19 protein-coding genes are annotated in these 24,185 nt (G+C 71.5%); 10 read left to right on the top strand and 9 right to left on the bottom strand.

Annotated features, from left to right (window positions below; translation table 11 throughout):
- Positions 1-99: 99 nt before the first annotated feature.
- Together trpB and trpA are read left to right on the top strand one after the other, a co-directional pair.
- On the top strand, positions 100-1,356 hold the full coding sequence (trpB, locus tag OHA25_RS51310) for a tryptophan synthase subunit beta (protein ID WP_327584131.1): 1,257 nt from the start codon (positions 100-102) through the stop codon (positions 1,354-1,356).
- Positions 1,353-2,156 carry a tryptophan synthase subunit alpha gene (trpA, locus tag OHA25_RS51305; RefSeq protein ID WP_327584130.1) on the top strand — a complete coding sequence of 268 codons (804 nt, stop codon included), beginning with the start codon at positions 1,353-1,355 and terminating at the stop codon, positions 2,154-2,156. The genes trpB and trpA overlap by 4 nt, the downstream gene beginning before the upstream one ends.
- Before the next feature lie 26 nt (positions 2,157-2,182).
- On the opposite strand, the gene OHA25_RS51300 is transcribed toward trpA, so the two are convergent.
- Positions 2,183-2,977, bottom strand: coding sequence for a GntR family transcriptional regulator (locus tag OHA25_RS51300; protein ID WP_327584129.1), 795 nt, complete (start codon positions 2,975-2,977; stop codon positions 2,183-2,185).
- A 110-nt stretch (positions 2,978-3,087) separates the two neighbouring features.
- Here OHA25_RS51300 and OHA25_RS51295 point away from each other — a divergent pair, with 110 nt between their 5' ends.
- Positions 3,088-4,314: an endonuclease/exonuclease/phosphatase family protein gene (locus OHA25_RS51295; RefSeq protein ID WP_327584128.1), complete on the top strand. Its 1,227-nt coding sequence runs from the start codon at positions 3,088-3,090 to the stop codon at positions 4,312-4,314.
- Between the two features lie 96 nt (positions 4,315-4,410).
- Here the strand turns inward: OHA25_RS51295 and OHA25_RS51290 are convergent, their stop codons facing one another.
- The 6 genes from OHA25_RS51290 to OHA25_RS51265 all read right to left on the bottom strand — a co-directional run bounded on the left by OHA25_RS51290 (position 4,411) and on the right by OHA25_RS51265 (position 14,109).
- Positions 4,411-7,308 carry a M36 family metallopeptidase gene (locus OHA25_RS51290; RefSeq protein WP_327584127.1) on the bottom strand — a complete coding sequence of 966 codons (2,898 nt, stop codon included), beginning with the start codon at positions 7,306-7,308 and terminating at the stop codon, positions 4,411-4,413.
- 203 nt (positions 7,309-7,511) lie between these two features.
- A complete protein-coding gene (locus OHA25_RS51285; RefSeq protein WP_327584126.1) occupies positions 7,512-7,919 on the bottom strand; it encodes a hypothetical protein in 408 nt (135 codons plus the stop codon).
- 53 nt (positions 7,920-7,972) lie between these two features.
- Complete coding sequence (locus OHA25_RS51280; protein WP_327584125.1) at positions 7,973-9,673, bottom strand: (2,3-dihydroxybenzoyl)adenylate synthase; 1,701 nt, start codon at positions 9,671-9,673, stop codon at positions 7,973-7,975.
- Positions 9,666-11,696, bottom strand: a complete 2,031-nt coding sequence (locus tag OHA25_RS51275) for an acetate--CoA ligase family protein (protein WP_327584124.1) — start codon at positions 11,694-11,696, stop codon at positions 9,666-9,668. Before OHA25_RS51275 ends, OHA25_RS51280 begins: the two co-directional genes overlap by 8 nt.
- Positions 11,693-13,228, bottom strand: coding sequence for an FAD-dependent monooxygenase (locus tag OHA25_RS51270; RefSeq protein ID WP_327584123.1), 1,536 nt, complete (start codon positions 13,226-13,228; stop codon positions 11,693-11,695). The genes OHA25_RS51275 and OHA25_RS51270 overlap by 4 nt, the downstream gene beginning before the upstream one ends.
- Before the next feature lie 71 nt (positions 13,229-13,299).
- A complete protein-coding gene (locus tag OHA25_RS51265; RefSeq protein WP_327584122.1) occupies positions 13,300-14,109 on the bottom strand; it encodes a PaaX family transcriptional regulator in 810 nt (269 codons plus the stop codon).
- 116 nt (positions 14,110-14,225) lie between these two features.
- Here OHA25_RS51265 and OHA25_RS51260 point away from each other — a divergent pair, with 116 nt between their 5' ends.
- Positions 14,226-14,951 (top strand): alpha/beta fold hydrolase, encoded by a 726-nt coding sequence (locus tag OHA25_RS51260; protein WP_327584121.1) that lies wholly within the window; start codon positions 14,226-14,228, stop codon positions 14,949-14,951.
- A gap of 43 nt (positions 14,952-14,994) precedes the next feature.
- Here the strand turns inward: OHA25_RS51260 and OHA25_RS51255 are convergent, their stop codons facing one another.
- Positions 14,995-15,954 carry an amidohydrolase family protein gene (locus OHA25_RS51255; RefSeq protein WP_327584120.1) on the bottom strand — a complete coding sequence of 320 codons (960 nt, stop codon included), beginning with the start codon at positions 15,952-15,954 and terminating at the stop codon, positions 14,995-14,997.
- Positions 15,955-16,023: 69 nt separating this feature from the next.
- On the opposite strand from OHA25_RS51255, the gene mhpA reads away from it, so the two are divergent.
- The 5 genes from mhpA to OHA25_RS51230 are packed head-to-tail and all read left to right on the top strand — an operon-like array spanning position 16,024 to position 21,713.
- On the top strand, positions 16,024-17,631 hold the full coding sequence (gene mhpA / locus OHA25_RS51250; protein WP_327584119.1) for a bifunctional 3-(3-hydroxy-phenyl)propionate/3-hydroxycinnamic acid hydroxylase MhpA: 1,608 nt from the start codon (positions 16,024-16,026) through the stop codon (positions 17,629-17,631).
- Between the two features lie 36 nt (positions 17,632-17,667).
- Positions 17,668-18,915, top strand: coding sequence for an MFS transporter (locus OHA25_RS51245; RefSeq protein ID WP_327584118.1), 1,248 nt, complete (start codon positions 17,668-17,670; stop codon positions 18,913-18,915).
- Entirely contained in the window at positions 18,912-19,961 is a 1,050-nt protein-coding gene (locus tag OHA25_RS51240; protein WP_327584117.1) for a maleylacetate reductase, read from the top strand. Before OHA25_RS51245 ends, OHA25_RS51240 begins: the two co-directional genes overlap by 4 nt.
- Positions 19,958-20,839: an intradiol ring-cleavage dioxygenase gene (locus tag OHA25_RS51235; protein WP_327584116.1), complete on the top strand. Its 882-nt coding sequence runs from the start codon at positions 19,958-19,960 to the stop codon at positions 20,837-20,839. Before OHA25_RS51240 ends, OHA25_RS51235 begins: the two co-directional genes overlap by 4 nt.
- A 43-nt stretch (positions 20,840-20,882) precedes the next feature.
- Positions 20,883-21,713, top strand: a complete 831-nt coding sequence (locus OHA25_RS51230) for an IclR family transcriptional regulator (protein WP_327584115.1) — start codon at positions 20,883-20,885, stop codon at positions 21,711-21,713.
- A 6-nt stretch (positions 21,714-21,719) separates the two neighbouring features.
- Here OHA25_RS51230 and OHA25_RS51225 read toward each other — a convergent pair whose 3' ends face one another.
- Positions 21,720-22,991 (bottom strand): serine hydrolase domain-containing protein, encoded by a 1,272-nt coding sequence (locus OHA25_RS51225; RefSeq protein WP_327584114.1) that lies wholly within the window; start codon positions 22,989-22,991, stop codon positions 21,720-21,722.
- A 132-nt stretch (positions 22,992-23,123) separates the two neighbouring features.
- Between OHA25_RS51225 and OHA25_RS51220 the strand changes: the two genes are divergently transcribed.
- Entirely contained in the window at positions 23,124-24,161 is a 1,038-nt protein-coding gene (locus OHA25_RS51220; RefSeq protein WP_327584113.1) for a LacI family DNA-binding transcriptional regulator, read from the top strand.
- Positions 24,162-24,185 lie beyond the last annotated feature (24 nt).

Raw genomic sequence — 24,185 nt, 5'->3', positions numbered from 1 at the left:
GCCGTCGGGTCGGCGGCCACCGCTGTTGACGCGTCCGTGCGCGCGCCGCTAGCCTCAAGTAACTGTTCTAGAAGACTAGAACTGAACGGAGGGTTGAGCATGGGCGGACAAACCGTGCGGACACCGCTCACCGGGCAGGCCGGGCCGTATTTCGGCAGGTTCGGCGGCCGGTTCATCCCGGAGGCGCTGGTGGCCGCCCTGGACGAGCTGGATGTCGCTTACCGGGACGCGCTGGCGGATCCGGAGTTCATGAGGCGGATCGACGAGCTGCACCGCACCTACGTGGGCCGGCCGAGCCTGATCACCGAGGCGCCGAGGTTCGCGCGGCACGCCGGCGGGGCGCGCATCCTGCTCAAGCGCGAGGACCTCAACCACACCGGCTCCCATAAGATCAACAACGCGGTGGGCCAGGCGCTGCTCACGCTGCGCATGGGCAAGACCCGTGTCATCGCCGAGACGGGCGCGGGCCAGCATGGCGTGGCCACCGCCACCGCGGCCGCGCTGCTCGGCCTGGACGCCGTGGTCTACATGGGCGAGGTCGACATGCGCCGCCAGGCGCTCAACGTGGTCAGGATGCGGCTGCTCGGCGCCGAGGTGATCCCCGTGACCTCGGGCTCGCGCACGCTCAAGGACGCCATGAACGAGGCCATGCGCGACTGGGTGACCAACGTCGAGAACACCCACTACCTGATCGGCTCCGCCGCCGGGCCGCATCCGTTCCCGACCATGGTACGCGAGTTCCAGCAGGTCATCGGGGTGGAAGCGCGGCGACAGGCGCTGGCGCTGGCCGGGCGGCTGCCCGACGTCGTATGCGCCTGCGTCGGCGGCGGGTCGAATGCCATCGGGATCTACCACGCGTTCCTTGACGACCCGGAGGTGGAGCTGGTGGGGCTCGAGGCCGGGGGCGAAGGGGTCGAGACCGGCAGGCACGCGGCGTCCGTCTCCGGCGGCGCGCTCGGCATCCTGCACGGCACCCGGACGTTCGTGCTGCAGGACGCGCACGGGCAGACCATGGAGAGCCACTCGATCTCCGCGGGGCTCGACTATCCGGGGGTGGGACCGCAGCACGCGTGGCTGCACGACATCGGCCGGGTCCGCTACGCGTCGGTGCCGGACGCGGAGGCGATGGAGGCGTTCGCGCTGCTGTGCCGTACCGAGGGGATCATCCCGGCCATCGAGAGCGCGCACGCGCTGGCCGGCGCCATCCGGGAGGGCAGGCGGCTGGGGCCGGACGGGATCGTGCTCGTCAACCTGTCCGGCCGCGGCGACAAGGATGTGGACACGGCAGCCCAATACTTCGGCCTGCTGGTGGAGAACGGCGCGGAGTCGCGCGAGGGGGAGGGGAGCGGCGAATGAGCGCGCGCACGACCATCGAAAGGGCCCGGCTGGAGGGGCGGGCCGCGCTCATCGGATATCTGCCGGTCGGCTTTCCCGACGTGGCCACGTCGGTGGCGGCGATGCGGGCCATGGTGGCCGGCGGCGTGGACGTCCTGGAGGTGGGCCTGCCGTACTCGGACCCGCTCATGGACGGCCCGCTCATCCAGCGGGCCACCGAGGCGGCGCTCGCCACCGGCGTCACCCCGGCGGACGCGTTCACCGCCGTCCGGGAGGTCGACGCGCCGGCGCTGGTCATGACGTACTGGACGCTCGTCGATCGCTACGGAGTCGCGCGGTTCGCGGCGGACCTGGCCGCCGCGGGCGGCGCCGGGATGATCACACCGGACCTGATCCCCGACGAGGCCGCCGGCTGGCACGCGGCGGCCGACCTGTACGGGCTCGATCGCGTGCACCTGGTGGCCCCGACCTCCACGCCGGAGCGGCTGGCCGTGGCCGCCCGGTCCTCGCGCGGCTTCCTGTACGCGGCGTCGCTCATGGGGGTGACCGGCGAGCGGGACCTGGTGAGCACGACGGCGAAGGACCTGGTCGCGCGGGTCAAGGAAGTCACCGACCTGCCCGTGTGCGTCGGGCTCGGCGTGGGCACCGGCGCGCAGGCCGCCGAGGTCGCCGGCTTCGCCGACGGCGTGATCGTCGGCTCGGCCTTCGTCCGCGCGCTCATGGACGCCCCGGACCCGGCCTCAGGGCTGGCCGCGGTCGAGGGCGTTGCTCGGGAACTCGCCGCCGGTGTGCGAAGGGCAGCCGGCGTCGGGGCGATGTGAGATCAGCGCCCGTCGGGACGGCCGCCTCAGGCGTCCAGGCGGAGCGAGACGGCCGGTTCCGGGACCTGGCGCCGGGTGGTGAACACGATGTGGGCGGCGCACATGACCGCCCGGTCCGCCAGCACCGCCCGGTCCTGCGCGTCATATGTGACCCGCGTGCTCATGAGCGCCGCGTCCCCCACCGGCCGCCGCAACAGGGCAGCCTGATCCTCCGACAACACCACCGGCCTGATCGCCTCGGTGGCCCACGCCGGCGACACCCCGCACCGCTCCTCGATCAGCCGATAGAGCGGCGTGCGCTCCAGCTCGGCGCCTGCGGGCTCCCCGCCCAGGTCGAGCGGCGTGTAGGACACCTGGTGGATCACGGGGGAGGCGTCCACGACACGCAGCCGCTCGATGACGGTGACCTCGGCGTCCGGGCCCAGCCCCAGCTCGGCCCGCACGGCCGCCGACGGCCTCTCGCGGCGCAGGCCGAGCAGCACCGTCCGCAGCTCGATCCCCTGCCCGGCGAGGTCTTCGGCGAGGCTGCCCAGGTTGTTCATCTGGTAGGGGATCACGTGCCCGGCCACGAACGTGCCGAGCCCCTGGCGCTGCTCGATGCGCCCCTCCGCGCTGAGCCGCTGCAACGCCTGCCGCACGGTCATCAAACTGACGCCGTAGTAGTCGCTCAGCTCCCGCTGCGCGGGCAGCGGCTCGCCGGGCGCGAACGCGCCATCGTCGATCTGGGCGAGCAGATCACGGTAGATGGCCTGATATTTCGGCTCACCCCCCTGTGACCCCGTGAGGCGCGGCCGCGGTTTTCCCTGAGGGAACGTCGGCATGTCTTACTCCTGGCTGACTGTCAAAGCTTATCTTCGCCTACTGGCGCACCACCCTGGGAGCTGCCATGATCCGGACCACCCGGGCAAGCCCTCCAGCGAGGTGAAAGATCGTGATATTCCGTCGAGTCCTGTCCGTCGTCGCCGCCGCGGCAGCGCTCCTGCCCTTGGCGCCGGGCGCGGCCGAGGCCGCGAGCCGCGCCACCCGGTTCGCCACCTTCAACGCCTCGCTCAATCGCAACGTCGAAGGCCAGCTCGTCAGCGACCTGTCCACGCCGGACAACACGCAGGCGAAGGTCATCGCCGAGATCATCCAGCGGGCCCGCCCCGACGTCCTGCTCATCAACGAGTTCGACTACGACGCCAACGGCACGGCCCTGCGCCTCTTCCACGACAACTACCTGTCGGTGGGCCAGGGCGGCGCGCAACCGATCACCTATCGGTACCGCTACACGGCCCCCAGCAACACCGGCATCGCCTCCGGGTTCGACCTGAACAACAACGGGTCCGTCGTCACCACGCCCGGCGCGCCCGGCTACGGCGACGACGCGTTCGGTTTCGGGGTCTTCCCTGGTCAGTACGGCATGGCGGTCTACTCGAAGTATCCGATCGACGTGCGCGGGATCCGCACCTTCCAGAAGTTCCTGTGGAAGGACATGCCCGGCGCCGCCCTGCCCGACGATCCGGCCACGCCGGAGCCCGCCGACTGGTACTCGCCGGAAGAGATCAAGGTGTTCCGCCTGTCCTCCAAGAGCCACTGGGACGTGCCGGTCCGCGTCGGGCATCGTACGGTGCACTTCCTGGTCAGCCACCCGACGCCGCCCACGTTCGACGGTGCGGAGGACCGCAACGGCCGCCGCAACCACGATGAGATCAGGCTCTGGGCCGACTACACGAACCCGGGCCGCGGCGGCTACATCTACGACGACCGCGGCCGGCGCGGCGGACTGCCGGCCGGCGAGCCGTTCGTGATCGCCGGCGACCAGAACGCCGACCCCAGCGACGGCGACAGCTACCAGGGCGCCATCCACCAGCTCCTCGACCACCCGAAGATCGACAGCAGCTTCGCGCCGTCGAGCGACGGCGCGACGGAGGCCGCCGCGCTGCAGGGCGGCGCGAACGCCACCCACAAGGGCGACCCCAAGTACGACACCGCCGACTTCGCCGACACCGCGCCCGGCAATCTTCGGGCCGACTACGTGCTGCCGTCCAAGCGGCTGCGGGTGGCGGGCGGCGGCGTCTTCTGGCCGGTGTCCAGTGACCCGTTGTCGCGCCTGACCGGCGTTTTCCCCTTCCCCAGCTCCGACCACCGCCTGGTGTGGCTGGACGTCAAGCAGTAGCAGGGCGCTACGTCCGTCCGAGCTCGGTCATGGCCGCATCGCGGGTGGCGGTGAAGAAGGGTACGGGCCTGTGCCCGTACCCTTCTCACGAACGGATCAGTGCGAGAACGCCTGGAACTCCGCCGCCCTGACCTGGTCCCGCTGCGCACTGGCCGTGGCGCAGTCCGTCGCGGAGTTCGGATCGTCGTCCTGCTCGCCCGCGTACAGCGGGTTGCCCGTGCACTGCGTGCTGACCACGCGCAGCATCAGATGCGTGGCGGCCGCCGGCCGGACGTCGAACGACTTGAAGATCATGTCCGCGCCCCTGGGCCGCGGCAGCGTCGTGCGGAAGGCGTCCGCCGGGCTGGTGTAGATCTTCGTGTAGTTCGCCGGATCGGCGCAGCCCGAGCTGCAGGCCAGCACCTCGAAGGCCCGCAGGGAGGAGAAACGGTTCTGGCCGCCGGGGTCGGCGGCGTCACCGATGTTGGGGCGGAGCATCGCGCTCACCTGGACCCGGCGGATCGGGACGGGTGCCTCGCCCGCCAGGTCCACGACCACCGACTTGCCAGCCGGCGCCCCGGTGAGCGAGGCCCAGTTCGTGGCCTCCGTCTCGTCGATCAGCTTGGGCTGGTTGACGCCGTCGCCCGAGGCCGCGGCGCCGCTCGCCGCCGAGGCATGGTTGCGGGGCAGCGCCAGTGGCAGCGGCAGCTTCACTCCGGGGAGCACCGCGAACTTCAGCCGGCGGTGGCCGAAGCCGTTGCCCGCGACCACGAAGTCGTAGACGCCGGGCGTCATCTCGACCGTGTCGGCGAGCGGGGTGGCCGGGTCGGTGTCGGCGACCGGGACCACACGGCCCTCGTAGTCGCCGACGTACAGCCGCAGCGCCGCGTCCTTGGCCTCGCCCAGGGGCTTGAGCTGCAGCGAGCCGTTCTTGCCCACCGGGTTGACGAAGCTCGGCGTCGGGTCGGCGTCGTTCGCTCCCGCACTCGTCGCGCCCTTGCCGAGACCGTGCTCGGCGAACGCGCGCCACATGATGTCGTGGTTCCTGCCGCCGAAGCGCATCGCGTCGGCCGCGAGCAGCGCATCGCGGTGGTCGACGTAGCTGACCGCGCCCGAGGCCATCAGCAGCAGGGCGTCGAACGACAGCTGCGCCCAGCGACGGTTGCCCGGGCACTTGTCGACCGGCGTCTTGCCGTCCGCGCACGAGCGCTGCTGCTTCGACGTGCCGTCGCCGTAGCGCTTGACGAAGGCCGCGCGCACGTCGAACTGCGTGGCCGACCAGATCTCGCCGTCGGCGTGGACCTGCTGGCCGACGATGTCGTAGGCGACGTCGCTGTAGTTGAGCGGCGACTTCGACATGTCATAGTTCCTGATGCCGCGGACCTTGTCGCCTGTCACATAGCCGCCGGTGACGTACGGCGTCGCGCCTGAGGGCCGGAAGCCGTACTCGAAGAGGTACTCCATCGCGAACAGGTCAGAGGTGCTCTCGTTCATGGCGCCGGCCTGCGCACCGCTCCACCCGGCGGCCGGGCCGCCGATCATGCGGCCGGAGATCGCGTGGGTGTATTCGTGGGCGATGACCGACATGTCGTAGTCGCCGTCCACGCACGGCGCGTAGAAGGCGCCGGCGATCGGCTGCCACAGGTACATGTTGGTGATCGGCGCGACGCCGTCAGGGCCGGTGATCTGATTGGCGTTGTCGCGTACCGACAGCACCCGCGCGCCTGCCTGGGCGTTGCCCTGCTCGGGGTCGTTGCCGAGCGCGCCCCTGTCGCCGTTGTCGGCCTGCATGTTCCAGGCGGTCTCGGTGAAGCCGAGCCGGTACGACCAGTCGTGCATGCGGTTGTGCATGCCGTTCAGGTTGGCGATCGCGGCCTCGAGGTCGTTCTCGCCTTCCTGGTCCAGCACCGCGGGGTTGCACTTGGCCTCGTACCAGGTGTTGCGCCACGGGAAGGCGTAGTTCCTGCTCGGCGTGATCACGTTCGGGCGGGTGCCGACGGTGAACGGGTCGCCGCTGGCCCGGTTCTCGAACGTCCTGGCCGCGTTGCCGAGGCTGGTGTTCGTCGGCTCGCCGGTGACGTGGTCGACGTCCCAGGCCTTGCCGGTCGCCGGGTCGCCGCCGCTCACGTAGTCACAGCCGGTGCCCGGCTGGTAGCACCAGGTCTGGCGGGTGTCCGTGGAGGAGTAGTCGTCGCGGGGGTTCGCCGGGAACACCTCCCAGTGCGGGTTGTCCGGGTCTTGGTGGTGATCGACCAGGTTCTCCCGTACCAGGATGGCGCCGCTGACCGCGTCCACATGCGTCGTGTACGCCGCCGCCTCGCCGTCCCCGCCGCCGATCAGCACGACCTGGTAGGCGTTGTGCACCCCGTCGGGCGCGGGCACCGCCACCGGGGTCGCCTGCTTGGTGGCCGCCGTGGCCAGGTCGATGCCGCCGTCCCTGGCCGCGATCTCCATGGCCTGCTGCGCGCTGATCGCGGCGGCCGGGGGCGCCTGGGTGGCACGCGACAGCGTGGAGGTGACGTGCCTGACCGTGCCGTCGACGACGCCGATCGCGACGAGCCCGTCCACCCCGGCGGGCAGGTCCCCGAACCGCTGCCGCAGCAGCACGGCGTGGCCTGCGCCGATGGGGTTGACCGCGACCCGCTCCAGCGCGTCGACGGCCTCGGCCGGCAGGCCGAAGATGCTCTCGTTGTTCTTGAGGTAGGCGCGTGCGGCCTGCTCGGGGTCGGAACCGAGGCCCTCGGCCAGGGGTTCGGAGCTGACGACGGCGGCCGGGGTACCGAGAGCGTTCCAGCGGATCTCGGCGGCGGGGCCCGCCCTGCGGGCGTTGGCGGGCGGCGCCACCCGGCCCTGCCGGTTGTCCACGTCCGGCTTGCCGTGCTCCTCGGCCTGGAAGTCGTGGACGATGTTCGGTTTGGCGCGTTCGCCTTGGGCGGCCCCGGTGGGGGCCAGAGCCGATGCGGCTAACGCGACGACGATGAGGGTGCTGCTGCGTAACCAGGACTTCGACGACACGGTCGGTTCCCTCCTGCGTGTCCGGGTGTGCGCGGATCACGCGCACTCGCAAGAGGTAGCACCGCATTGACCACGTGACAAGATCTATGTTCGGGTCGCCGTGCCGCCGATGATGGGAGTTGGCGCACGCACCTCGGAAAAGCCGGGGCAGCATGCCTGAGGCCCGGCGGGGTGTGGGTGCGCCGGGCCTCAAGTGTGGAGGTTTAGTAGATGCGGTACTTCTTGCCGCAGTTGTCGAACTTGCCGGCCCAGCAGGTGAAGGTGTAGATCTTCTTGATCCCCTTACCGTGCCAGCTGCCGACGACCTTGCCGTCCCAGGCGCGGTTGAACTTGTGCCAGCCGCCGTTCTGGTAGTACTCGAACCAGACCCAGCCCTTCTTGCCGCCCTTCTTGTCGACCCCGTACCACTTCGTGTAGACCGTGTGGCCCTTCTTGAAGGTGTGGCCGTAGGTGTAGGCCTTGCCATCGCTCGAGAAGAACTTGCCCCACTTGACGACGGTGGTGGCCGACTGGGTCGCCGTCTGGGTGGCGGCCTGGGCGGCCGGGGCGAGCGCGAGGCCGGTGACGGCCATCGAGCCGGCGAGGGTCGCTATCGCAAGGGTCTTACGCATGTGGGTTCCTCCCCCTGATCGGTGCTGCCGGTTTTCGTCCGGCAGCACGGACATTACGGAGAGCGGAATGGATCATCTGTGGAGAAATCCACACGCCAAGGGTGATGCGCGACACAGCCCCTTTGCTGGACGATGTCGCGCAGCGCCTTCTTGTCGATCTTTCCGATCTTGGTCAGGGGGAGCTCCTCCACGAGGACGAGGTGTTCGGGGAGTTTGTAGCGGGCGACCTCCATGCCGGTCAGAGCCTGCCGGATCTCTTCCAGCGTGAGCTGGTGCCCGGCTTCGGGGACCACGACCGCGCACACCCGCTCGCCGAGGTCCGGGTCGGGTTTGGCGACGGCGGCCACCCGGGAGACCCCCGGGACGCGGTAGAGGAGGTTCTCGACCTCCTCCGCGGAGATCTTCTCGCCGCCGCGGTTGATGAGGTCCTTGCTCCGGCCCTCGACGACGAGATTGCCCGAGGGGTGCATCCGTACGACGTCGCCGGTGCGGTACCAGCCGTCGGGCGTGAAGGAGCGGGCATTGTGGTCGTCGGCCCGGTAGTAGCCGCGCGGGGTGTACGGGCCCCGGGTCAGCAGGGCGCCCATCTCGCCCGGGGCCACGGGCTCGTCCGCCGTGTCGACGATGAGGATCTCGTCGTCGGGGCACATCGGACGGCCCTGCGTGTAGATCTTGACGTCGTCGGAGTCGTCGAGGCGCGTGTAGTTGAGCAGCCCTTCCGCCATGCCGAACACCTGCTGGAGCGTGCAACCGAGCAGCGGCTCCACGCGGCGGGCCACCTCCGGGGCGAGGCGGGCGCCGCCGACCTGCAGCAGCCGCAGGGACTCCGGCGCCGGGTGCCGGCCCGAGTCGACGGCGTCGATCCAGCGTTGCGCGACGGCCGGCACGGCGGCCGCGGCCGTCACGCCCTCGGCCGCCATCAGGGGCAGCGCCTTGCCGGGTTCCGGGGTGCGCACGAGGACGACCCGCCCGCCGTTCATGAAGGTGCCGAGGATGCCGGGGCAGGCGAGCGGGAAGTTGTGCCCGGCGGGCAACGCCACCAGATAGACGGTGTCCCGGCCGAAGCCGCTGACCTCGGCGCTGCGGCGGGCGTTGTACTCGTAGTCGTCGTGGGTGCGGGTGATGAGCTTGGGCAGTCCGGTCGTGCCGCCGGACAGGAGGAAGACGGCCACCTCGCCGCTGCCGGGCGCGAGCTCGTCGAGCGCGGCGCGGGCGGCGGCCGGATCGTCCGCGGGCCGGGCCAGGGCGCGCAGGTCGGCAGCCTTCTCGTCCACGTCGGCGCCCGCGACCAGGAGCGTCCGTACGCTCGGGGTGCTTGCGGCGATCTCCTGGGCGAGCGCCTGGTGGTCGAAATCGCCGATGCGGTCGGGGACGGCGACGGCGGTCACCTCGGCGTGCGCGGCCAGATAACGCAGCTCGTGGCCGCGGTGGGCGGGCAGCGCCATGACGGGCGCGATGCCCGCGCGCAGGCAGGCCAGGGTGAGCGTGACGAACTCCCAGCCGTTCGGCAGCTGGACGAGCATCGTGTCGCCCGGCTCCAGCCCCGCCGCCAGGAGCCGGACGGCCAGCCCGTCCGCGCGTGCGGCCAGCTCGCGGTAGGTCAGCCGGATGTCGCCGTCGACGACGGCGACCGCGTCCCCGTACGTGTCGGCCCATTCGTGCAGATAACTTCCGAGCGGCCGGCCACGCCAGTACCCGGCCGCGCGGTAGCGGTCGGCCGTCTCCTCGGGCCAGGGGACGAATCCCTCACGCATCGTCGGACCCTCCTTGATCGTCACGGAGCAGCAGTACGGCGTCGAGCGCGACGATATCGCCGTCGGGCAGGACCCGCAGGGGATTGATCTCGCACTCCGCCACGGCCGGGTCGGCGCCCAGGGAGGAGAGGGCGAGCAGGACGTGGGCGAGCCTGGCCGGATCCACCGGCGCCGCGCCCCGGGCGCCCTGGAACAGGGCGCGGGTGGCGAGGTCGTCGAGCATGGTGCCGGCCTCGTTCGCCGTCAGAGGCGCCAGGCGCAGGGAGACGTCGCCGAGCGCCTCGGCGGCCGTCCCGCCCGCGCCCAGGGCGACGACCGGCCCGAAGACCGGGTCACGGCGTACGCCGGCGATCAGTTCCGGGCCCGCGGGAGCCATCCGCTCGACCAGCAGTGCCGGGCTGGCGGGCAGGCGGTCGAGCGCGGCGTCGAGGTCCTCGTGCGTCCGGACGCCGACCTGGACGCCGCCCACCTCGGTCTTGTGCAGCACATCCGGGTCGAGGATCTTCACCACGACCGGGCCGCCGAGCTCGTCGAGCGCGGCATGCGCGGCTTGCGGGCCGGCGCACACGCGGCGTTCGGGGGTCCGGACGCCGAAGCCTTCCAGGACGTGCTTGGCGGTGTGCTCGTCGACCGGATCGGGCAGCGCCAACGCGGGCCAGGTCGTGGGAATGGCGTCGTCGCCGAGGCGGCTGCGGTTGGCCGCGTCCTGCGCCAGGGCCCGCACCATGGTCGCGCCGGCGGCCGGCGTGGTGGCGCACGGGATTCCCGCCGCACCGAGCACCGCGCGGGTTCGGCGTGCCTGCTCCGGCGGGCCGCCGACCACGGCGACCAGCGGCGTGGCCGGGCGAGCGGCCGTCAGCGCGGCGGGCAGGTCGAGGGCGGCGGGTTCCAGCAACGCGTACACGGCCGTGACGTCGATGTCCGGGTCCGCCGACACGTGCTCGATCACCTGGGCGAACGTGCGGGAGGGGCGGCCGGTGTCGACGGGGTTGCGCTGGTAGGTCAGGTCGGGCAGCAGCTCGCCGATCTCCTTGACCGTATGCTCCGCCAGCTGCGGGACCCGGACGCCGGCCGTGCGCAGCGCGTCGGTGAGCAACAGTCCGGGGCCGGCCTGCGCGGTGACCAGCCCGACGCCGGAGCCGGGCCGGGCGGGCAGGCGCACGCGGGCGAGCGCGGAGACGGCGTCGACGAGCTCCCGCTCGTCATCGACGAGGACCGCGCCCGCCTGGCGCAGGGCCGCGCGGGTGACCCGCCAGGAGGTGGCCAGCGCGCCGGTGTGGGAGCGGGCGAAGTCGCCGACGTCGCTGCGGCCGACGACCAGGGCCACGACGGGGACCCGGTCCACCAGACGCCGCACGGCGGCGGTCAGGCGGCGGCCGTCCGCCGCGGTCTCGACGTGCAGGGCGACCGCGCCGAGCCCGTCGTCGCCGGACAGGTGGTCGAGGACGTCCGCCTGCGTGACGTCCACGCTGTTGCCCAGGCCGACGCCGAGGCGGAGGCCCACCCCGGCGTCGGCGAGGGCGAAGGCGAGAGCGTGGTTGACACCGCCGCTCGCGGCGACCACGGCCACGGGGCCTGCCTCGAGGTGCCTGGCGTCCGGGACGAAGCTGGCGGTCAGCGAGGCGTGCGGGGCGATGAAGCCGGAGGTGTTGGGACCGAGGAGACGGATGCCGGTGTCCCGCGCCACCGCGCTCAGCGCCTCCTGGTGGGCCGTGCCTTCGGCGCCGGACTCGGCGAAGCCGCCGGCGCACACCAGCGCCGCCCGTGCCCCCGCGGCAGCCGCCTCACGCAGCGCGTCGGCGGTCAGGGCGGCGGGAATGCAGGAGATCACCAGGTCAGGGGCGACGCCTTCGGCCGCGACCGCCGCGGCCACGGTCGGGAAGAACCGGCCCGGGTTGATCTTCATGACCGGGCCGGGAAAGCGGTCCAGGGAAGCGGTCATGGCCGTGCCGAGCTTGCCGGGGACGTCCGAGGCGCCGAGGATCGCGATGGATCGGGGTGTGAACAGCGGATCGAGGTTCACTCGGCGACTCCCACGAGGTCGGCGCGGCCGGACAGGAGCAGTGTGGCCGCGGCGTCGTCGTCGTAGTGCCCGACGATCGCGGCAGGCAGGCCGTGAGCGAGCCGCGCTTCCTCGGCGACCAGCACCCGGGTCAGGGGAGTCCCGCCGCGCACGCCGATGAGCGGAGCGCCCACGCTGGCGCGGACGTGAGCGAGGGCCTGCGGCAGATCGGCTTCGCTGCCGGGAGCGTCGATCCACACGCCCGAGGTGGACGGACGGCCGGTGAAGGGGGCCATCGGGATCTCGGTGCCGTCGTCCCCCACGAGAGCGGCGTCGGTCGCGGTCACCCTGCGGCCGGGCAGGCTGAGGAAGGGAGTGTCCAGCGGGGGAGCTCCGTGCCGCTCGTGCCACCATCGGTCGACCCGCTCGGCGAACTGCCGGTCGCGCACGGCGAGCTTGGCCCTTGGGATGGAGCGGCTCAGGAAGTGGAAGGCGAACTGCAGCGGATCATCGAAGGCGCGCACGTACCGGCCGAAGTGCTCCCACCAGGACAGGCTGGGCCGTGCGGAGTTCTGGATCTTCTCGACCTGCGGGCGGCGCCGCAGCTCGTAGAGCTCCAGGGCGGCGGGGATGTCGTGCGGCGTCTCGGCCAGGGCCTGGGCGAGGGCGACGGCGTCCTCCATCGCCATCTTGGTGCCCGAACCCACCGAGAAGTGCGCCGTGTGAGCGGCGTCGCCGAGCAGCACCCAGTTGCCGCGCCGCCACGAGCGCGCCTTGCGGGTGGCGAAGTTCGCCCACCGGGAGTTGTTGCCGACGAGGGAGTGACCGTCGATCTGGTCGTGGAAGAGCCACTCCAGGTAGGCCTTGCTCCTCTCGTCGCTCACCCCGGGCGGTGTCGCCGGGTCGAACGCGTCCAGCCCGGCCGCGGCCCACGAGTCGGCGTCGGTCTCCACGATGAAGGTGCTGAGCGAGTCGCTGATGGGATAGGCGTGCGCGGCGAACACCCCGTGCGGGCCGTCCTCATGGACGAATGTCAGCCCGTCGAACATGTACGTCGTGCCGAACCAGATGAACTTGGCGGCCGCGACCTCCGCCGTGGGGGCGAAGTCAGCGGCGAACATCCGCCGGAACCGACTGTTGGCGCCGTCGCAGGCGACCACCAGGTCGAAGCCGTCCAGCTCGGCCGGATCGTTGATCTCGTGCTCGAACCGCATGGTCACGCCCTCGGCTCGGGCCCGTTCCTGGAGCAGGGTGAGCAGGGTCTTGCGGACCACCGCGGCCATGCCCATGCCGCCGACGCGCTCCCGCGCGCCGTGCACCCGCACCTCGATCTCGTCCCAGTGCCGGCCGTGCTTCTCCAGCGCCTCGCTGAGCACCGGGTCGGCGGCGTCGATCGCGCCCAGGGTGGCGTCGGAGAAGACCACCCCGAACCCGAACGTGTCGTCGGGGCGGTTGCGCTCGAAGACCACGACCTCCGACTCCGGCCGGTCCCGCTTGATCAGCGTGGCGAGGAACAGTCCGCCCGGGCCGCCGCCCACGCACGCGACCCTCATCGTGCTTCCTTCACTCTCACGACCGCCAACATATGACATTTGTTTCACCGTCGTCTAGGAAATGACACAAATCAGGTGGCCGTGGGATCGGCGACCAGGCGGTCGACGTACGCCTCGGCCTCGCTCCGCAGCAGGCCGTGGGCCTCGAGGAACATCTCATGGGCGGCCCGGCCGCACCAGCCCTCGGGCAGCAGCTCGGGCGGCAGGTCGGGATCCCGGAACGGGAACATGCGGTAGTCGTGGATCAGCTGCATCCGCTCGACCAGCGCCTGCCTGCCGCGCAGCTCGCCGGCCCGATAGCGGGCCAGCCGGGGGCGGTAGTGGTCGAGCAGCCCGCGGTAGTCCTTGTCCAGCCCGGCCAGGTCCCAGGACCTGGCCGCCATCTCCCGGTCGGCCGCGGCCCCTTCCGAGCGGGCGCGCAGCACATCGAGCCGGATCGCGGGATGGTCGGCGAAGTCGGCCCTGACCTGCGCGATCCGGTCGTGGGGACTGATCCACACCGAGGCGGACAACATGCCGAACCCGAGCCAGGCCAGCCGCTTGCGCAGCTGCTCGCGCAGGGTCCGCTCCGACTCCGGCACCGAGTAGATGACCATGTGCCACTGGCCGTCCCACGGCCCGGGCTCGCGGGCGAAGATCCGCGCCCTGCCGTCGTCGAGCAGCCGCCAGGCGGCGTCGGTGAGGACATAGCTGGTCTCCCTGCCCTCGCGGCGGCCCTCCAGCCAGCCCTCCTTGCGCATCCGCGCGACCATCACGCGCACCGTCGCCTCGGGCACGTCGAAGCACCCCATGAGCGCCACCAGGCCGCGCAGCCGGACCTCTCCTCCGCGATAGCGCAGGTAGTCGCCGAACACATCGAAGACCAGCGACCGTGGCTTCACTCACGCCTCCCGATGACATGTTTCAACTGCTTGACGATCGTCTCATTATTAGCCCATATTTCAAAGAACTCACCACCACGCTCGGTGGCGGGGCCGCCACGTCACGAGGAGACGCCATGGCAGAGACTTTCGTCCTCATCACCGGTGCCTGTCACGAGGGCTGGACCTGGCGGCTGGTCGCCCAGCACCTGCGTGCCGCCGGGCACCGCGTCCTGGCCCCTACCCTGCCAGGCCTGGCCGACGGCGACGACCCCGAGCGCTACAGCCTGGCGGAGGTCGGCGACTTCATCGTCGACCTCGTCGAGCGTCATGACCTGGCGGACGTCACCATGGTCGGGCACAGCTGGGGCGGCTACCCGATGACCGGCGCCGCCCACCGGCTCGCGCCCCGGCTGCGCAAGCTCGTCTACTGGGGCGCGTTCGTCCCGGCGCAGGACACACCCCTGATGGGGGAGGTACCACCGCACTACGCCGAGATGTTCACCCAGCTCGCGGCGGCCTCCGGCAACAACAGCATCGTCTTCCCCTACGAGGTGTTCTGCGGCGCGTTCATGCAGGACGCCGACGAGAGCACGCAGCGCCTGATCCACAGCCTGCTGGTGCCGCAGCCGATGCGGTACTTCACCGAGACCGTCACCCCGGTGGACCCGGCGGCGCTCGGCGTGCCGGCCAGTTACGTGGTCGGAACCGACGACTTCGCCCTGCCGCCCGGCGAGCACGGCTGGACGCCCCGCTTCCCGCAGCGCCTCGGGCCCGACACGCCTGTCATCGAGCACCCGGGCAGCCATGAAGCCCAGTTCACCCGTCCGGCCGAGCTCGCCGCCGCCCTGCTCAAGGCTTGATGGCGGCACTGCCGGCCCCTTCGCGGGGCCGGCGGGGCCGTTTTCAGAGCTTGAGCAGCGCCTCGGCGTTCTGGTGGCTGATCTTCGCCCGGTCGGACTCGCTGATGGGGGCGTTGTCGAGGAAGGCGGCGGCCTCGCCGATGTCCTCGAAGGGATAGTCGGAGCCGAACAGGATGTGGTCGGCGCCGAGTGCCAGCAGGGCGCACAGGAGCGGCGGGGCCGAGCAGACGCCGCTCGTGGTGATGTAGAGGTTGCGGCGCAGATATGCCGACGGGTTGCCCAGCTTCAGCTCGATGCCGTGGTGGTTGTGGAAGCCCCAGCGGGAGTCGAGGCGCCACAACGCGTACGGCAGCCCTTCGCCCATGTGTCCCAGCAGCAGCTTCGCGTTGGGGAAGTCGTCGAAGACACCGCCGAAGACCAGGCGCAGCGCGTGCGCGGCGGTGTCGGTGCCCCAGCTCCACATGGGCCCGATGAGCTCGGGGTGGTCCGACAACACGTGCGGAGCGTCGTAGCCGTTGGCCGGGTGCAGGTAGAGCGGCACGTCGAGCCCTTCCGCGTACTCCCACACCACACGCAGCGAGGGGTGATCCAGATAGCGGCCCTGAGTGTGCGCGTTGACCAGCGCGCCCCGCAGACCGAGCTGGGTGACGGCGCGCTCCAGCTCCTTGGCGGCCGCCTGCGGGTCCTGCAGGGGCAGCGCGGCGAAGCCGGCGAAGCGAGTCGGGTGCTCGGCGATGACGCCGGCGAGGAAGTCGTTCACCGCCGTCGCCCGCGCCACGGCGACCGCCGGGTCGCTCTCGGCCTGGATGCCGGGGGAGTTGAGCGAGAGCACCTGGACGTCGACGCCGGCCGCGTCCATCGCGGGCAGGCGCTCCTCCACGAGGTCGAGCAGCCGGCGCGAGGCCTCGCGCCACGCGTCGGGGCGGGCGACCGTGGCCGTCCCGGCGCCGTAGCCGACGAGCTCCTCCGTGACGAAGTGCTCCTCCAAGCCGATCTTGCGCATGTCCGTACCCCTCTGTCTGTTTCACCAATATGCATTGACTTCATTAATAGTGGAAAGTACGGTGACCGCATGTCAAGCTCACAACACGGTCACCACACGGTGATGGGAGAGTGCGATGTCGCCGTAGTGGGGTATGGGCCGGTCGGGATGGCGACGGCCGCCCTGCTGGCCCAGGCCGGGCATCGCGTGATCGTCCTGGAGCGGTACGCCGGTCTCTACAACCTGCCCCGCGCCGCGATCTTCGACGACGAGACGATGCGGACGCTGGACAAGCTCGGCGTGGCCCAGGAGCTGCTGCCGAAGGTGCACGTGCAGCGCACCTACGAGTGGTGCGACGCCGACGGCGAGGTGCTCATCGACGTCGACTACGCCGAGGTGGGCCGCAGCGGCTGGGCCGAGTGGTACATGATGTACCAGCCGGACCTCGAAGAGGCCCTCGATCGGGTCTGCCGGAGTTTCCCGCAGGTGACGATCAGGCACGGGGACCGGGTGACCGCGCTGGAGCAGACCGCGTCGGGCGTCGTGGTCACCGTCGAAGGCCCCGACGGTCCCGGCGCCGTGACCGCGCGTTACGTCGTGGCGTGCGACGGCGGCAACAGCTTCGTCCGCCGGTCGCTCGGCGTCGACCAGGACGACTACGGATTCTCCGAGCCGTGGATGGTCTGCGACTTCCGCCTGCGCCGGCCGGTCGACGTGCCGCCGGCGCGCCAGGTCGGCGATCCCCGCCGGCCGACGTCGATCATCTCGCTCGGGCCGTCGCACCACCGGTTCAGCTTCATGCTCGACTCGGAGGAGGACTTCGCCGTCCAGCGTGCTCCCGAGCTGGTCTGGGCCAGGGTCGCGGCCTACCTCGGGCCGCAGGACGCCGACCTCATCAGGGTCGCCACGTACACCTTCCGCTCGCTGATCGCGCACCACTGGCGGATCGGGCGGATCATGCTCGCCGGGGACGCCGCGCACCAGATGCCGCCCTTCCTCGGGCAGGGCATGTGCTCGGGCGTCCGCGACGCGCAGAACCTCGCCTTCAAGCTGGACCTGATCCTGACCGGGCGGGCGGAGGAGGACCTCCTCGACAGTTACCAGCCCGAGCGGGAGCCGCACGTACGCGCGGTCGTCGAGAAGGGCATCGAGCTCGGCCGGCTGCAGACCATCCGCGACCCCGAAGCCGCCGCTGCCCGCAACAGGGAGCTGCTCGCCCGGCGGGCGAAGGGGCGGAAACAGGAGAAGATCCGCTTCCCCGGTCTGGCGACGGGCTTCCTGGCGAAGGAGTCGGCGCCCGGGCGGGGAGAGCTGTCGGTCCAGGGCGTGGTGGACGACGGCGCCCGCCGCGCCCGCCTCGACCAGATCATCGGCCACGGCTTCCACCTGCTGGTGACCGAACCGGTGCGCCGGGAGCTCGACCGCGACGGCCTCGTCACCGCGCTGGAGGCCGCCGGCGTCCGTGTCGCCACCCTGGCCTGGGAGGCTCCCACCAGCGGCGATGTCCTGTTCGACGTGGACGGCACCTACCATGAGTGGTTCACCGGGCACGGCTGCTCCGCCGTCGCCGTCCGCCCCGATTTCTATGTCTTCGGCACCGCCTGCGACGCCGCGGCGACCCGCATTCTCGCCGGCGAGCTCCTCGCCGGCCTCGGCACCGGCGCGACCATACCCGCCGGCGCGTCCCACAGCCTCTGAACTCCGAACACCCCCTGCAACACGGCTGGAGCAGCCATGCACACCACCACCCCCACCACCGCCCGACGAACGCTTTCCGAGAAGACCATGCTCATCGTGGTCGCGATCTTCGCGGCCCTGGAGGGTTACGACCTCGCCTGCTACGGCGTCACCGTGCCCTCGATGCTCGCCGACCGCAACATGGGCGGCGACGCGGCGACGGCGGGCACGGTCGGATCCCTCGTGGCCGTCGGCATGATGATCGGCGCCGCCCTCGCCGGCGCGGCGATCAGCCGCCTCGGCCCGCGCCGGCTGCTGCTGACCGGGGCCGGAGCGTTCTCCGCCGGCATGCTCGCCTGCGCCGTGGCACCCGGCTTCGCCGTGTTCGGCGCGGCCCGCCTGCTCGTGGGCGTCGGGCTCGGCGTGGTGCTGCCGACCCTGACCGCGTACGTGGCCGACCTGTCCGAGCCGGGGCGGCGCAGCCGCAACGTCGGGCTGATGATGTCCGGGTACGCCCTCGGCGCCCTGCTCGCCCCGCTGCTCGGCGCGGGGCTCCTGCCGCACGCGTCGTGGCACTGGATCTACGTCATCGGCGCCGCGCCCGCGCTGGTGCTGCTGCCGATCGCTGCGCGGATCCTCCCGGAGAGCCCCGTCCACACCGACCGCTCCGCCCGGCCCGCCGCCCGAAGCGACCTGTTCGGGCTGAAGCCCCTGCTCGCCCCCGGCACGCGTACGGTGACCGTGCTGTTCTGGATCGCGTCGTTCTGCGGCCTGCTGCTGGTCTTCGGCATCAGCACCTGGCTGCCCACCATCATGAGGACCAGCGGCTACTCGCTCGGGTCGGCGCTGCTGCAGACCGCCGCCATGTGGGTGGGCGCGGGACTCGGCATGATCGCCGGCGGGCGCATCGCCGACGGGATCGGGATCAAGCCGGTCGTGTCGACGGCCTTCCTCGTCGGCTCGGTCAGCCTCATCGCGATGAGCACGCGTCCCGCGATCGTGCTGCTGTTCCTGCTGATGTTCGTCAGCGGGCTGGGATTCATCGGCTCGCAGGTGATGACCAACGCCTTCATCGTCAACCGCTATCCCGAGGACCTCCGCGGAGCCGGGATCGGCTGGGCGTTGTCGGTCGGACGGCTCGGCGCCATCCTCGGGCCGGCCATGGGCGGCTGGATCCTGTCCTCCCAGCTCGGCGTGGAGTGGAACTTCTACCTCTTCGCCATCCCCGGCCTGATCGGCGCGACGGCCGCCGCCCTCGTTCCGGTGGTCCGCGCCCGGCACGCGGTGCCGGAAGGTGCCGGATGAGGCCGTTCACGTACGAGACGCTCGCGGCCCGCGTGGTCTTCGGACGCGCCAAGGGCGCGCTGGCCGCGGAGGTCGAGCGCCTCGGCGCGCGCCATCCCCTGATCGTGACCACGCCGCGCACCGCCCCGCTCGCCGCTACGCTGGCCGGGTCGCTGTCGGTCGCGGGCGTCTTCGACGGCGTACGACCGCACGTGCCGGTGGAGACGGTCGACCAGGCCGTCGAGCTGGCCACGCGGACCGGCGCGGACGCGGTGCTGAGCGTCGGCGGCGGTTCCACGACGGGCACGGCCAAGGCGATCGCGCTGCGCACGTCGCTGCCCATCGTGGCCGTGCCGACCACGTACGCCGGCTCCGAGGTGACCCCCGTCTGGGGCACGACCGAAGGCGCGCGCAAGACCACCGGCCGATCACCGCTGGTCATGCCCAAGGTCGTGCTGTACGACCCGGACCTGACCACGACCCTGCCGGCGGCGATGACGGCCGCCAGCGCGATGAACGCGATGGCCCACTGCGTCGAGGCGTTCTACGCGCCCGGCGCGAACCCGGTCACCGATCTCGTCGCCGCCGAAGGCGTCCGGGTGATCGCCGACGCGCTGCCGGCCGCCATGTCCCGCCCCGCCGACGCGGCCGGGCGCGCCGGGCTGCTGTACGGGGCCTACCTGGCCGGGTCCGCCTTCGGCGTCGCGGGGTCCGGGCTGCACCACAAGATCTGCCACGTCCTGGGCGGCGCGTTCGGCCTGCCGCACGCCGAGACCCACACGGTGCTGCTGCCGTACGTGGCGACCTTCAACGCGCCGGCGGTGCCCGCCCTGCGGACGCGGGTCGCTCCGGCCCTCGGCGCCGAGGACGTCGCCCATGGCCTGACCGGGCTCGCGGCCCGGATCGGCGCCCCGGTGTCGCTGGCCCAGATCGGGCTCGCGGAGGACGATATGGACACAGCAGTGCGGCTCGTGCTGGAGAAGGACTTCGGCGACAACCCGCGGCCCGTGGGCGAGCCCGAGGTACGCGGGATCCTGACCGCCGCCCTGCGAGGAGAATCACTATGACCACCCAGCCGATGCCCACGGCCGACCGGGCGCTCACCGATCGCGTGCTGGCCAGCTTCGACGCGGCCCCGTCCGCCCGGGTCCGCGAGGTCATGCGCAGCCTGGTCACGCACCTGCACGCCTTCGCCTCCGACGTGCGGCTCACCGAGGAGGAGTGGGCCGCCGCGGTCTCCTTCCTCACCCGGGCGGGCCAGATCAGCGACGACCGGCGGCAGGAGCTGATCCTGCTCTCCGACGTGCTGGGGCTGTCGATGCTGGTGATCGGCATCAACCATCCGGCGACCGAGACCGCGACCGCCTCCACCGTGGTCGGCCCCTTCTTCGTCGAGGACGCACCCGAGTTCGCCAACGGCGACGACATCTCCGGCGGCGCCGGGGGAGAGCCGTGCTTCTACTCCGGGCGGGTGCTCTCGGCGGCGGGCGCGCCGATCCCCGGGGCGCGGATCGAGGTCTGGCACTCCGACGACGAGGGCAACTACGACGTGCAGTACGCCCAGCTCGACGGCGCCCAGGGCCGGGGCCGCCTGCGCTCCGACGCCGACGGCCGTTACTGGTTCTCCTCCGTGCTGCCGGTGCCGTACCCGATCCCGCACGACGGGCCGGTCGGGGACCTGCTGGCCGCCGCCAAGCGGGACTCCATGCGGCCGGCCCACGTGCACTTCCAGATCAGCGCTCCGGGATTCGCCACGCTCACCACCCATGTGTTCGCGGCAGGGGACCCCTATCTCGGCTCCGACGCCGTGTTCGGGGAGAAGGACTCGCTGGTGCGCGACTTCGTCCGGCACGACCCCGGTCTCGCCCCCGACGGCCGGATGCTCGACAGCGCCTTCTTCACGATGGACTTCGACTTCGTCCTGGACGTCGCCGACTCCGTATAGTTTCGGCGTTACGTCAACCAGGTGTGTGCGGGGGCCAGGGAACGTGAGTGATCTAGAGCATGCCGGTGAGGAGCGGTCCGCATCCCGCCAGGGCATCCAGTCGGTCGAGATCGCGATGACCGTGCTGCTGGCCCTGGAGCAGAGCGCCGGACCGGCGAGCCTGACGCAGATCGCGGCCCTCAGCGGCATGCAACCCAGCAAGGCGCACCGCTACCTGGTGAGCCTGGGCCGGGCCGGGCTGGTCTCCCAGTCGCCGAGCTCAGGCCTGTACGACCTGGGCCCGGCGATGCGGCGGCTCGGCGCGGAGGCACTGCGCAGGATGGACGAGGTCGCCCTGGCCTCCGAATACCTGCCGGGCCTGCGTGACCGCACCAAGCACGCGATCAACCTGGCCGTCTGGGGCGACCACGGCCCAGTGATCGTCCGCTGGGACTACGGCTCCCACGTGCTGCCCATCACCGTGCGCGTGGGCGCGACGCTGCCGATGCTGACCTCCTCGATCGGCCGCCTCTACCTGACCCACCTGCCCCGGACGTTGACCGACCCGGTCATCGCGGCCCAGGAGGCCACCGCCGATGAGCGGTTCACCGACGAGGAGATCGAGCGCATCAAGGCCGACGTACGCCACACCGGTTATGCCGTCACCTCCGGGGGCGTGATTCCCGGAGTCACCTCCGTGGCCGCCCCCGTGTTCACCACCGGTGAGGCGTTGCCGCTGGCGGTCGCGATCGTCCTGCCCGCGCGGCTCGCGACGGACGACGTCCTGCGAGCCGTGACGGCGGAGCTGCTCACGACCACCAGCGAGATGTCCGCCCAGCTCGGGCACCAGAGCGCCCCCGCCTCCACCAACAAGACCGCGCGGAACCGCCGCTGAGCCCGCTCAGCGCTTGACGGACAGCCGGTCCGCCGGGAACGGCACGAACGGCGCCGTGGCGGCCTTCGCGGTCGCCGTGCCCGGCCCGCACAGCGCCAGCAGGAGATGATCGACGGTCGCGTAGTCGATCGGGTGCAGCACGATTTCGCCGCTCTCGTCGATGGTCTGGTATTTCGTGCGGTTGACTCCGAACGACAGCTGGCGGCTCCCGTCCGGGCTGGACAACGACTGCGTGGCCATGCCGAAGACGCCGCCGTCGTGCCCCCAGAACCGGCCGCACGGCAGGTCGAGCGAGTAGAGGCCGAGCCCGTAGTCGATCGAGCCCCCGCCCGCCAGCACGACCACCGTCTTCTGCATCTCGGCGAGCTGCGCCGCGCCCATCAGCTCGCCCCGCAGCAGCGCCCGGTAGAAGCGGTTGAGGTCGTCCATCGTGGACGTGACGGCCCCCGCCGTGCCGGCCCACGACATGTTGTACACGCTGTAGTCGCGCGGCGGGTCGATGAACCCGTACATCGACTCGTACGCCTTGGAGTGCGGTCCCGGGATGTGCGGCGTGCGCGGGAACGACGTGTGCCGCAGACCCGCCTTGCGGATCACGTTACGGGTGATGTGGTCCTCGGCGTCCGTGCCCGTCACCTTCTCCAGCAGCAGGCCCGCGAGGATGTAGTTGGTGTTGGAGTACGAACCGGGCGCCACGCCGGGCTCGCCCGTGGGGACGCCGTTCAGCCCCAGCTTGGCCAGCTCTTCCGGGGCGATGGTGCGGAAGCGGTGGTCGTCCAGGCTCTTGGTCGAGCCCTCCAGCAGCGAGGGGAACGCCGGGGCGATGTAGTCGGCGATGTGGCTGGTGTGGTTGAGCAGCATGCGCACGGTGACCTTCTGGCCGCGCTCGCCGGGCACTAAGTCCGGCAGGTAGCGGCCCACCGGGGCGTCCAGCTCGATGGCGCCGCGCTCCACCTGCTGGAGGATGGCCACCGCCGTGAAGGTCTTGGTGATGCTGCCGACCCGGTGCACCATGTCCGGCCGCACCGGACGGCGTGTGTCGACGTCGGCCACGCCGGCCGCGCCCCGCCACGTCCGGCCCCCGTCGCGGACGTTCGAGTACATGCCGTACATGCCGGCCTTGTGCACGGCGTCCAGGGACGTCTGCAGCGCCTGCCGGTCGAGCCCTTCGGGAGTCGCGGCGGCGGGAGCCGTGACGGTTCCTGCCGCGAGCAGCGCGCCCATCGCGGTCGCGACGGCCATCCGCCTGCCGCACTGTGGGAATCGGCGAGAAATCATGGGCTTCATCATGATCCAAGGACGGATGCGGGGTTAGTCCGCGATGTCATCGACGCGGTATGACAAGGGTCATGCCGCACCCCCGAGGTACTCTTCATAACCGACCCGTACGCCTCGGAAAGGACACCGCCCATGCCCCACGCGGCGCGACCCACGGTCACGCTGCACGACGTGGCCGCGGCGGCCGGTGTCTCGGTCGCCACCGCGTCCCGGGTCCTGGGCGGCAGCACCAGGAAGGTGGCGCCTGAATACGAGGCCCGCGTGCTGGCCGCGGCGGCGGCCCTGCGCTACACGGTGGACGCCTCGGCCAGGGCGATGCGGCGGGCGAGCGACTCGATCGCACTCGTCGCCGACGACCTCACGACGCCGTCCATGGGCATGGTCGTGGCCGCGATGGAGCGCGAGGCCCGCGCCGGCGGCGCCTTCGTCACCGTGTCCGCCACCATGGGAGCGCACGAACGGCAACTGGAGACCATCCGCCTGCTGCGCTCGCTGCGGCCCCGCGCGCTCGTGCTGACCTCCAGCCGGTTCGTGGCGAACGCGCTCGGCGGGCGGCTGTTCAAAGAGCTGGCCGCGTACGAGAAAGAGGGCGGCCGGGTCGTGATCGTCGGCGAGACGGACATGGCCTTCGACGCGATCGCTTTCGACGACTACGGCGCCGGGCGGTCGGCGGGCGCTTTTCTCGCGGAATCGGGACACCGGCGGGTGGCGATATTCGCGGGCGTCAGGGAACTGCGCACGGTGTCCGACCGGACGGCCGGATTCGTCGACGGACTGCGGGCCGGAGGCGTTGACGAGCGGGATATCCGGATCGTTACCTGCGAAGTCAGCAGGTCGGGCGGATTCGACGCGGCGCGGCGGCTGGCAGCGGAGGGAATGGACGGCCGGCAGGCGGTTCTCGCGGTCAACGACATTGTCGCCATCGGCGCCATGTCGGGTTTCCGGGCGGCCGGGGTAAACGTTCCCGAGGACGTTTCCGTGACCGGGATCGACGATATTCCGCTCGCCGGTGACGTGACACCGCGATTGACCACGGTCGCGCTTCCGCTGGCGCACGCCGGAGCGGAGGCCATCCGGTTCGCGCTCGCCGAAGCGGGGGGCGAGCCGCGGCGGCTGATCGTCGAGGGCCGCCTGATCGTCCGCGACAGCACCCGCCCGCGTCAGGCGTAGGAGCGGCGTGGGCGCCTCGCGTCT

The sequence above is a fragment of the Nonomuraea sp. NBC_00507 genome (assembly GCF_036013525.1).
Lineage (GTDB): Bacteria > Actinomycetota > Actinomycetes > Streptosporangiales > Streptosporangiaceae > Nonomuraea.
The sequence above is the reverse complement of the archived record's forward strand: the minus strand, read 5'-3'. Positions and strand labels throughout refer to the sequence as shown.

What these genes read in the sequence shown, in the direction of transcription:
- trpB (WP_327584131.1), top strand. Translation starts at nt 100, where the DNA reads ATGGGCGGACAAACCGTGCGGACACCGCTCACCGGGCAGGCCGGGCCG.
- trpA (WP_327584130.1), top strand. Translation starts at nt 1,353, where the DNA reads ATGAGCGCGCGCACGACCATCGAAAGGGCCCGGCTGGAGGGGCGGGCC.
- OHA25_RS51300 (WP_327584129.1), bottom strand. Translation starts at nt 2,977, where the DNA reads ATGCCGACGTTCCCTCAGGGAAAACCGCGGCCGCGCCTCACGGGGTCA.
- OHA25_RS51285 (WP_327584126.1), bottom strand. Translation starts at nt 7,919, where the DNA reads ATGCGTAAGACCCTTGCGATAGCGACCCTCGCCGGCTCGATGGCCGTC.
- OHA25_RS51280 (WP_327584125.1), bottom strand. Translation starts at nt 9,673, where the DNA reads ATGCGTGAGGGATTCGTCCCCTGGCCCGAGGAGACGGCCGACCGCTAC.
- OHA25_RS51270 (WP_327584123.1), bottom strand. Translation starts at nt 13,228, where the DNA reads ATGAGGGTCGCGTGCGTGGGCGGCGGCCCGGGCGGACTGTTCCTCGCC.
- OHA25_RS51260 (WP_327584121.1), top strand. Translation starts at nt 14,226, where the DNA reads ATGGCAGAGACTTTCGTCCTCATCACCGGTGCCTGTCACGAGGGCTGG.
- OHA25_RS51255 (WP_327584120.1), bottom strand. Translation starts at nt 15,954, where the DNA reads ATGCGCAAGATCGGCTTGGAGGAGCACTTCGTCACGGAGGAGCTCGTC.
- mhpA (WP_327584119.1), top strand. Translation starts at nt 16,024, where the DNA reads ATGTCAAGCTCACAACACGGTCACCACACGGTGATGGGAGAGTGCGAT.
- OHA25_RS51245 (WP_327584118.1), top strand. Translation starts at nt 17,668, where the DNA reads ATGCACACCACCACCCCCACCACCGCCCGACGAACGCTTTCCGAGAAG.
- OHA25_RS51240 (WP_327584117.1), top strand. Translation starts at nt 18,912, where the DNA reads ATGAGGCCGTTCACGTACGAGACGCTCGCGGCCCGCGTGGTCTTCGGA.
- OHA25_RS51235 (WP_327584116.1), top strand. Translation starts at nt 19,958, where the DNA reads ATGACCACCCAGCCGATGCCCACGGCCGACCGGGCGCTCACCGATCGC.
- OHA25_RS51225 (WP_327584114.1), bottom strand. Translation starts at nt 22,991, where the DNA reads ATGATTTCTCGCCGATTCCCACAGTGCGGCAGGCGGATGGCCGTCGCG.
- OHA25_RS51220 (WP_327584113.1), top strand. Translation starts at nt 23,124, where the DNA reads ATGCCCCACGCGGCGCGACCCACGGTCACGCTGCACGACGTGGCCGCG.